8 protein-coding genes and 1 pseudogene are annotated in these 10,037 nt (G+C 40.5%); 3 read left to right on the top strand and 6 right to left on the bottom strand.

All coding sequences use genetic code 11. The annotated features are described in order from the left end of the window. Window positions 1–127: 127 nt before the first annotated feature. On the bottom strand, window positions 128–478 hold the full coding sequence (locus AC2JBO_RS38905) for a hypothetical protein (RefSeq protein WP_496958989.1): 351 nt from the start codon (window positions 476–478) through the stop codon (window positions 128–130). Window positions 479–822: 344 nt separating this feature from the next. Between AC2JBO_RS38905 and cdf31 the strand changes: the two genes are divergently transcribed. Both cdf31 and AC2JBO_RS38915 read left to right on the top strand, forming a co-directional pair. Next, window positions 823–1,713, top strand: coding sequence for a CDF family zinc efflux transporter Cdf31 (gene cdf31, locus AC2JBO_RS38910; RefSeq protein ID WP_496958984.1), 891 nt, complete (start codon window positions 823–825; stop codon window positions 1,711–1,713). Between the two features lie 217 nt (window positions 1,714–1,930). Beyond that, window positions 1,931–4,660, top strand: coding sequence for a hybrid sensor histidine kinase/response regulator (locus AC2JBO_RS38915; RefSeq protein ID WP_496958985.1), 2,730 nt, complete (start codon window positions 1,931–1,933; stop codon window positions 4,658–4,660). 414 nt (window positions 4,661–5,074) lie between these two features. Here the strand turns inward: AC2JBO_RS38915 and guaA are convergent, their stop codons facing one another. The 4 genes from guaA to AC2JBO_RS38935 all read right to left on the bottom strand — a co-directional run bounded on the left by guaA (window position 5,075) and on the right by AC2JBO_RS38935 (window position 8,317). After that, window positions 5,075–6,697, bottom strand: coding sequence for a glutamine-hydrolyzing GMP synthase (guaA, locus tag AC2JBO_RS38920; RefSeq protein WP_496958986.1), 1,623 nt, complete (start codon window positions 6,695–6,697; stop codon window positions 5,075–5,077). 308 nt (window positions 6,698–7,005) lie between these two features. After that, the gene (locus AC2JBO_RS38925) at window positions 7,006–7,293 is read right to left on the bottom strand and encodes a DUF7734 family protein (RefSeq protein WP_496958990.1); all 288 of its coding nucleotides are present in this window, start codon (window positions 7,291–7,293) and stop codon (window positions 7,006–7,008) included. Window positions 7,294–7,373: 80 nt separating this feature from the next. After that, on the bottom strand, window positions 7,374–7,967 hold the full coding sequence (locus tag AC2JBO_RS38930) for a DUF3177 family protein (protein ID WP_496958987.1): 594 nt from the start codon (window positions 7,965–7,967) through the stop codon (window positions 7,374–7,376). 128 nt (window positions 7,968–8,095) lie between these two features. After that, a complete protein-coding gene (locus tag AC2JBO_RS38935) occupies window positions 8,096–8,317 on the bottom strand; it encodes a Calvin cycle protein CP12 (RefSeq protein WP_496958988.1) in 222 nt (73 codons plus the stop codon). Between the two features lie 362 nt (window positions 8,318–8,679). On the opposite strand from AC2JBO_RS38935, the gene AC2JBO_RS38940 reads away from it, so the two are divergent. Continuing rightward, window positions 8,680–9,888, top strand: coding sequence for an FIST signal transduction protein (locus tag AC2JBO_RS38940; protein ID WP_496958991.1), 1,209 nt, complete (start codon window positions 8,680–8,682; stop codon window positions 9,886–9,888). Here AC2JBO_RS38940 and AC2JBO_RS38945 read toward each other — a convergent pair. Continuing rightward, a pseudogene (locus tag AC2JBO_RS38945) lies at window positions 9,874–10,037 on the bottom strand (metallophosphoesterase); the annotation flags it as partial. The gene AC2JBO_RS38940 and the pseudogene AC2JBO_RS38945 sit on opposite strands and share 15 nt — an antisense overlap.

A 10,037-nucleotide genomic window follows, 5' to 3' on the forward strand; every position in this document is an offset into this window, starting at 1 on the left:
GCTGAGTGCTGAGTGCTGAGTGCTGAGTGCTGAGTGCTGAGTGCTGAGTGCTGAGTGCTGAGTTAGGAGTTAGGAGTTGGAAGTTAGGAGTTGGAAGTTAGGAGTTAGGAGTTAGGAGTTAGGAGTTTTAAAATTGTTCTAGATATTGATTAACATCCTCGATGAGGCGTGTGAGTTCGGCTTCTGTGGTCAGTTTAATAGTGGCATCGCGAACGGTTATGAGAACTTTAGCAGCAAAAGGTGTTGCCCAGATATTGGGATTACAAAAAATTTCTAGGAAAACTTCCCCTGTATATCTATACTCGACAGGACGCTGAGGAGTTGGTTTGGCGCCAGGTTGAGTTTTTGCTGCTGAGACTGCTTTTATACTGCTTATTAATTGGTTGAGTGCAGCAGAGAGGTCGCGCGCAGCTTCTGGAGAAAAGCTGAATGTAACTGAACCTTCGCCTAGATTTAGCGTTAAATGTGTTGATGACATGCGGATTATCGGCAGTTTATGATTTATCATCTTACCCTCTGGAGTGGTAAGTAAGTAGGGCTATGCCTCACATACAAATGTACGACTTTAGATTTATTTCTAAAGAAACAAAAATAATTACAGCATAGCTAAGATTAATGCCATAAAAAATCAATTACTAGAAGTGACAAATTAAGATAACGACTTATTTAATTAAGTTTAAGTTTGATAAAGACTTGCAACAAACCAAAGTAAATATAGTGACTAAATAAATCTAAAAGCTATAGTTTGCAAGGGTTTGTAGTATTTATTCTGTGTTATTTGTTCTACAGTATAAGTAGAGGTATGGATGCAAAAAATACTGTATGAGCTATGACAATCGTACTGTTGTTAGAAGAGTTTTATTGATTACACTATTACTGAATATTTTTGTAATGGTTATAAAAGCAGTTGTTGGAACTATGACAGGTTCCCTAAGCTTGCTTGCGGATGCGCTACATAGCGTTACTGATAGTGCAAATAATGTATTGGGATTGATTACCAGTCACTTTTCTTCTCCTCATCCTGACCGTGAGCATCCCTACGGACATCAAAAATTTGAAGCTGTGGGAGCATTGGGAATTGCTGCTTTTTTGGGTATTGCCTGCTTTGAAATTGTTCAAGGTGCCATTGAAAGAATAACCAACGGTGCTAAACCAGTAACAATTTCGGCGCCTGAACTGTGGATACTGCTGCTGGTTCTGGGTATTAATATTTTTGTAGCGTTTTATGAACGTCGTGTAGGTAAACGGGTTAAAAGTCATATTTTGATTGCTGATGCAACCCACACAATGAGTGATATTTGGGTAACCATATCGGTTATAGCTGGATTGATTGGCGTGTGGTTAGGATATCAATGGCTAGATATTGTATTATCCTTTCCAGTTGCATTATTGGTGCTTTGGAGTGGGTGGACAGTCTTGAAAGAAAATTTACCTTGGCTTGTTGACGAAATGGCAATTGCTCCTGAAGTTATTCATTCACTAGCACTTTCAGTTCCCGGAGTTGTCAATTGTCATGATATTGCCTCGCGCGGTGTTGTCGGGCGCCAAGTTTTTATTGAAATGCATTTAATTGTAGATGCGACCGACGTTGAAACCTCTCACCGCATTACCGAGCAAGTCGAAACACTCTTAGAACAACGCTTTACCCCTGCCAGAATTTTGATACACGTCGAACCCCCAAGTTATTTATCCAACCAAATTAGTTTTGAGTAGGGTGCGTGACACCATAACAATTCTTAAACGAAGCAATCATCTGGTGGTGTCACGCACCCTACTCCAACGCTGGTATTTACAATTTCTTTAAATTCGTAAGATATTGAAACATGTTATTAATAGTGCGTGGGGAATTATATTTTATGTACTTGTTGCTGTTCAGCTAAGTCAATAATTTCTTAAAACTTGTATCTATTAATACTGTTGTGTGGTCAACATGACTCAAGAACTAACCGTTCTCATCATTAACGATTCTCCAGATGACCGGGAGGTTTACCGCCGTTGTTTACAGCAAGACGCGAAATATAACTATACAATTGTCGAGGCTGAAACGGGAGAAAGTGGTTTGGAGTCATGGCGCCGTTTTCAGCCAGATGTAATTTTACTGGAGTTTTTACTACCCGATATTGATGGGTTAGAGCTAATATCCCAATTAAAGCAACAGATACAGCAAGCGCGCGCTACAATGCCGGCTGCGATAATGATAACCGCACAGGGTAACGAAGCAGTCGCTGTCAAAGCGATGAAAAGTGGTATACAAGATTATTTGGTCAAGTGTGAGACGACACCCGATATTCTACGCTCAACATTGCACTCCGCAGTTGAAAATATACGTTTACTGCGCCAATTAATTAGAATCGAGGAACGTTTCCGCACTTCTATCGAAAATTCACTCGATTGTTTTGGTTTTTATTCAGCAGTTCGCGATAGTGATGGTAATATATTAGACTTTCGGTTTGAATACGTTAATGCTGCTGCTTGCGAAGCTAATATGTTGAGTAAAGAGGAGCAGGTAGGAAAGTTACTATCTGAATTATTTCCAGCGCAACGTACTAATGGGTTATTCGATGAGTACTGTCGTGTCGTTGAAACTGGTCAGCCATTAATTAAGGAATCATTTGTTTATACTGATTTTTTTGGTAAGCAACTTCAAACGTGCGTCTTTGATATGCGGGTTTCCAAAATGGAAGATGGTTTTGTTGCTTCATGGCGTGATATTACAGCAAAAAAGCAAGTTGAAGACTTTATTGAGCGCATTGCTACAGCTACACCAGGTTTACTATACGTTTATGATTTTGTCGAACAACGTAATGTTTACGTCAACCGTCAAATTGGCGAAGTGTTAGGTTATACCACATCTGAAATAGAGGGTATGGGCACACAGTTGTTCACTTTACTTCTGCATCCAGAGGATGTACTGCGATTACCCGAACTTCTTAGCCGTTTTAATACACTTCAGGATGGAGAAACGTTTGAAACTGAGTATCGGATGCGACATAAAAACGGGGAATGGCGATGGTTGTTTAGTAAAGAAGTAATTTTTACTCGTAACCCTGATAATTCACCGCGTCAAATTGTTGGTACTGCGCTTGATATTACAGAACGTAAACGAATTGAGAACTCACTGAGTCGAAGTAACGAACGCTTTATATTAGCGGCACGTGCTGTTAATAGCATGATTTATGATTGGGATAGAGAAGGTAAAACAGTAGAACGTAGTGATGGAATAACGCGGATTTTTGGTTATGACTCACTAGAAGTAAAGCCAACTGTTGAGTGGTGGTATTCCTTAGTTCATCCTGATGATATTGGGGGTTTAAAAAATAGTCTTGAAGCTTTAACTGCCCAGCAAGATTGTTTTAGCTTATCGTACCGAGTACGTTCTAAAGATGGAAACTATTGCTATGTACAAGATAAAGCTAAAATTGTTCGTAATTCTGAGGGAAATGTAAAGCGTATTGTTGGTGTTGCTACGGATGTTACGGCTGCCAAAGCGTCTGAAACTGCATTGCGTGAAAGTGAAGCTAAGTTTCGGCGCCTTGTTGACTCGAATATTGTAGGGATTTATTTTGGTGATACCAGTGGTTGTATTTATGAAGCTAACAATGCTTTTTTAGAAATGTTTGGCTATACTGGCGCCGACATAGAGACTGGAGCGCTGCGTTGGGATACAATGACGCCACCAGAATATAAAGAACTCGACGCTTCCAAAGTTCAAGAATTACAGCGAAATGGCTTTTGTACTCCATTTGAAAAAGAATATTTTCATTCCGACGGTACGCGGATACCTATCTTACTTGGTATCGCGCAAATCGAAGGTAGAGACAAAGATGGTTATAGTGCCTGCTTTATCATAAATCTAACTCAGCTTAAACGTACTGAAATTGCACTGCGGCAAAGCGAAGAACGTTACAAGTATTTGTTAGAACTCGAAGAACAAGCGCGGGAAAGGGCAGAAACAGCCAACCGAGCGAAAGATGAATTTGTTGCGATGGTATCACACGATTTGCGTTCCCCTCTGAATGCAATTCTCGGATGGACAAAGTTACTTCAAACGCGCAAATTCGATGAAGCGGCAACTCAAAAAGCACTTCAAACAATTGAACGTAACGCTAGGTCGCAAGCAAAACTTCTCGAAGATTTACTCGACATGTCGCGCATTCTCCGAAGCAAACTGCAATTAGAATTAGCTCCTGTTAACCTTTACACTATCACCACAACTGCTATCGAAGCAGCCTATCCTGAAGCCAACGCTAAAGATATTCGCTTCGTCACCGTACTTGATAACTCAATACCTCTTGTAACTGGTGACGTTAACCGTTTGCAGCAAGTTTTGGGAAATTTGCTATCCAACGCAATTAAGTTTACCTACTTAGGCGGAAGCATTGAAGTATATCTATCCCGTAGGCAAAGCCGAGAAAAAAATCAACACCCAAATTACATCCAACTTGCCATTAAAGATACTGGCATCGGTATTAAGCCTGAATTTTTACCTCAAATCTTTGAACGTTATCAGCAAGATAGCTCCAGTAGTAGGCGCCAGGGTTTAGGACTAGGACTAACAATTGCCAAACACATTATCGAGCTACATGGTGGTACAATCACCGCTAAAAGTCCAGGTGAAGGTCAGGGTAGTACTTTTACTATTCAATTACCTTTGTCTTAATCAAATTGTAAATTTTGTGTAATTTGTTACATAATTCGATCTAAGCATAAACTAGCAAATTAAAAAATATAAAAAATTTTATTCAGTGATTTTTCCGAAGCGAAACGCTGTTATATTCTTTTACCATTCAGTTTAATCACGAATTACACACGCTATTACAAGTCCAAATAATTGATTACTGCAAAGCTGCAAATAATGATTATTGCTTTGCGCTATCAAATATCTTGGACTTTTCAAGTTTTTAATCCCGTAGGATAGGCGTCCCGCCTGTCCGTTTATTTCTAGGGCAGCCCACTTATTTCTAGGACAGCCCACTTATTTCTAGGACAGCCCACTTATTTCTAGGACAGGCTAGTTATTTCTAGGACAGGCCACTTATTTCTAAGACAGGCAAGATGCCTATCCTACGTGGTTCTATTCCCACTCAATAGTTCCAGGTGGTTTGGATGTGATGTCGTACACAACGCGGTTAACACCTTTAACTTCGTTGACTATACGGTTAGAAATTACTTCCAAAACATCATAAGGGATGCGGGCCCAATCTGCCGTCATTCCATCTTCACTAGTGACAATTCGGAGGACAATCGGATACGCATATGTACGCTGGTCGCCCATTACACCTACGCTTCTGATTGGTAATAATACTGCAAACGCTTGCCAACAATGGTGATATAACCCATTTTGGTTAATCTCTTGCCGAACAATTAAATCAGCATCGCGTAATATATTTAACCTTTCAGCTGTAACTTCGCCTAAGATACGAATTGCTAAACCAGGCCCGGGAAATGGGTGACGCTTAACAATTTCTTCAGGTAAACCTATCGAACGTCCAACTTTACGCACTTCGTCTTTAAAAAGCTTGCGAAGCGGTTCAACTAGTTTAAAGCGTAAGTCTTTCGGTAATCCGCCAACGTTGTGATGACTTTTGATTTTGACGGCCACTCGCTCACCTGTTTGTGGGTCTACATTTGTATCAGCAGACTCGATAACATCAGGGTATAGCGTTCCCTGTGCCAAATAATCAAATGGTCCTAACCGTTTTGACTCTTCCTCGAATACTCGAATAAATTCATGTCCAATAATACGTCGCTTTTCTTCTGGGTCTGTAATTCCATTGAGCGCATCTAAGAACCGTGTGCGCGCGTTGACATACTCAACGGGTATATGAAACTCTTCTTTAAATAATTTCACCAACCTTTCTGGTTCCAGCTTCCGCATAAAACCTTGGTCGATGAACATACATGTTAGTTGGTTGCCAATTGCTTTGTACAACAAAAATGCCAGCGTTGAAGAGTCAACTCCTCCAGATAATGCCAGTAAAACTCGCTTGTTACCAACGCGCGCGCGAATTTCACGAACTGCTTCTTCTACAAACGCAGCAGTTGTCCAAGTTGGTTCGCACTCACAAATGTCATAAACAAAATTATGAATTAGAGCGCTTCCACCATGCGAGTGAACAACTTCTGGGTGAAACTGAACTCCATACAATTTCTTTTGATGATTTGCAATCGCAGCACAGGGTGTATTGTCGGTATGCGCTAACAATTCAAATCCTGATGGCATCGTGCTTACTGAGTCTCCATGACTCATCCACATTGTTGTACCATTTTCGACGTTTATTAATAAGTCTGTTGCATCATCGATTTGTAACGAGGCTTTTCCATATTCACCTCTATTGGCGCGCGATACTTCTCCACCCAGTTGTTGCACCATCAATTGCATTCCGTAGCAAACTCCCATAATGGGTATACCCAAGTGCCATATTTCTGGGTCACAATGTGGGGCGCCTTTGTCATAAACTGAGCTTGGACCACCAGAAAGAATAATTCCTTTGGGATTTAGTTGACGAATTTGCTCTGCTGTGGTGCGATAGGAAAGGACTTCCGAATATACTTGAGTTTCGCGAACTCGACGAGCTATCAGTTCGGAGTACTGAGAACCAAAGTCGAGAATGACTATCATTTGACGAGTTATTAGCCTCAAAGACTGCTTTTCTTGAAGCATTTCTTCTGTAAGTAGAGTCACCGCTGTATTCATGATTATGGAGTGATTATGGGGGAGGGGTATGCGACAAAGTATAAAAAACCTGAACAAACGCGGTTAGGAATGCGTTTGCCTCACCAGATACTTGCTCACGGCATTTAAAACAAAAATCTACCCTGGAGTAGATACTTAAAAAGCTATTTATTCGATCATTTATGATTATTCATAATAAGTTAACATAATTTTGCGATTGGGTAACAAGCAGTTAGACTTTTTACAATATCTTGATACGTCACGCAGATGAACATTGTTAACATTAATTCATTGCCTGTACTGAAACCAGGAACATTAAACGCCAAGCTTTACTGAAGTCGAGCTTGCATAGCTTCCCAAGATAACCCTTGTTCGATATAACGAGGGGCTTGAGGATTGTAAGGACTAGCAACTAAATCGATGTTAAGTATATTAGCATCATTTGGTAAAACCGACACATCTGGGTCAAAAGGTGTTCCACGCATTAAAGAACTCGAAAATCCCTTAAATATGGTAATTTCGTCTGACTCTCCATTTATTTCAACCGTAATTACCAGTACGAGTTGAGGATACTTTATTGTATACTGTTCGAGCCGTTTCTCAATTGAATTCATCATCATCTTTAAATGGCTTTTTTCCCGAACAACACATGGGCATCGGGAATTTTAAGCCAATATTAAACTAACTATATCTGTGCTTATTGTTCGGTTGCCGACCGTCCCTGCTTACCGAGCTTAACAATAACAAAATAACACAAGTAAATAACGTAAATTATTAGACTTATGATACCTAGTATTCCTAAAAAAGGTACTTTCGTATTAGCATGGAAAATATCTTTATACATTAAGGGCGCCTCTAACCAGACTTGACAGCTACTAGACTTGACAGCTGCATCCGAGAAACCACAACCGAGTGATGGAACCAAAAGAAGGGCGCCTAAAATACTGTAAAATGTCGTTGCCCACCGCCATGACGTAAAAACAAACTTCAAGGCACCTGACTGATAGTCAATTTCATCATTCAAGTCTACCCAAAACCATAACGCAATGGGGATCAAAATCTTTGCCATCAAGCCAGAAAGAAAAGCAACCGGGTACTGAGCAATCATTAAATAAAGCGTAATTGCAAGCAAACTAGCAACCCGCCAGTAAATCAGTAACAAATGCTGTATTGATTGGTTTTTTTGTACGAATGCCCAAATTACCAAAACTAAAGGAATAACTACTGTAAATAATATAGCTAGTCGATAATCAAGCCACACTAGCGCACGATACCAAGGTTGATTTCCCATAAGTAGACAAAATAAAAAATATGACCATTATATTCTAAGTGCTAAGATGTAGAGACCGGAAATTTCCGATCTCTACAACGCACTAAAACTATACCAATAAAACCCTAGTTGTACGTAAAGGTATAATATTATTCTTCGTACAATCTGCACTCAGCAGCTTCAGGGTTATCGTCGCAGTATTTCTCAAGAGAGCTTTTTGGTTTTTGCTGACGTTTGTGTGAAGCTTCGGCTTGAAGTTCTTCAACAGCATCCCAGGCAGCAGCGCAATCAGTAGACCCATCACCTGTTGCATCGCAAACAGCACGGGCTTGCTCAAGTTCTTGTTGGATTCTTTCTTGGATATCGCTCATTGGTATTACCTTAAATGATTGTCAAATAAATGATTTTTGATTGTACCAGTATAGATTTGATGGACAAAAGACGTTTTAGGTTGATGTACTCTTTATTCTAGCGAGTCAACGCTACGTCTGAGTACATATTCCTATGCTCAACTTCTTAATACTATCAATATATGAGAATTTATACCAATTCTGAATAAGCGCGTGATTTTTTAAGATTTAGGTTAGAAATCAGGTTTTTTCGCAAACCCTAGTTCCTTAGATGTGAAGTTGATAATTTTTACGGCAAAACCCGATATACCATAATTTTAAGTCTAAGATGAGGTAATAACACTACGCTCTTTACTATCGCCAAATACAAACTCATGGCACGAATGCAATGGGCTAATGCCCTATCAACCCGTCCATCATTAGAAGCCGCTATTAATGAAGTAGTAGAAAAAGCTACTTCACAATTGACGCATGAAGCTGATTTTGGAATGGTGTTTATTTCCAGTGCATTTACAAGCGAGTACTCGCGCTTGTTACCGTTGTTAGCAGAAAAGCTTTCTGTGCCTGTGTTAATTGGTTGCAGTGGTGGCGGTATAGTTGGGACAAATAACCAGAATCACACTCAGGAACTAGAGGCCTCACCAGCACTGTCGTTGACTTTAGCTTACTTACCAGGTGTTGATGTACAAGTTTTTCATATTACCCTTGACGAATTGCCAGATTTAGACAGTTCTCCCGATGCTTGGGTTGAGTTAATTGGTGTGGCGCCAAACCCGATACCAAAATTTATCCTATTTTCGGGAACCTTTTCAACAGGCGTCAACGATTTGCTGCAAGGTATTGATTTTGCTTATCCTGGTTCGGTAACGTTAGGTGGTCAAGCCAGTGGTAATGGTGGGTTTGGCAGTCGCGTTGCTTTGTTTTGCAACAATAAAATGTATCGTGATGGTTTGGTTGGAGTCGCATTGACCGGCAATATAGTTTTGGATACAATAGTCGCCCAAGGATGCCGACCAATAGGTGAAACACTCCAAGTTACCAGAGGCGACCGCAATATTATTCTTGAACTGAATGATAAAGTTCCATTAGCTGTATTGCGCGACTTGGTTGCCGACCTCAGCGAGGAAGAAAGAATGCTCGCGCAGAACTGGTTATTTGTTGGAGTCGCGATGGACGAGTTTAAAAGCGAGCTACAGCAAGGAGACTTTTTAATCCGCAGCATTCTTGGTGTTGACCCCTCAGCTGGCGCCATTGCTATTGGTGACGTAGTTCGTCCCGGACAGCGGTTACAATTTCATATTCGTGACTCCCAAACCAGCGCCGAAGACTTAGAATTTTTATTACAAAAGTATCAGAAAGAGCATTTTGAAGAAAACACTCCCATCGGCGCCTTAATGTTTTCTTGTTTGGGACGCGGTGAAGGACTTTACAGTCAACCCAACTTTGACTCGCATATGTTCCACCGTTACCTCGATAACATTCCCCTAAGCGGGTTTTTCTGTGGTGGTGAAATAGGCCCTGTCAAAGGCAGAACTTTCATTCACGCTTTCACAACCGTGTTTGGCATCTGTCGTCCACTACAACAACAATGAAATATTATTATCAATCAACGCCGGATGACCATCTGGCGTTACTGCACCATACTTTTGTAAATAACTACTAAGTTCCTTCGGGAATCCTGAATAATCGAATACCGCATCACCATCAGCAATATTTGCCCAAAAATCTCGCAAAGACGGCG

This window comes from Calothrix sp. CBUCES-K 9914 (assembly GCF_059640475.1).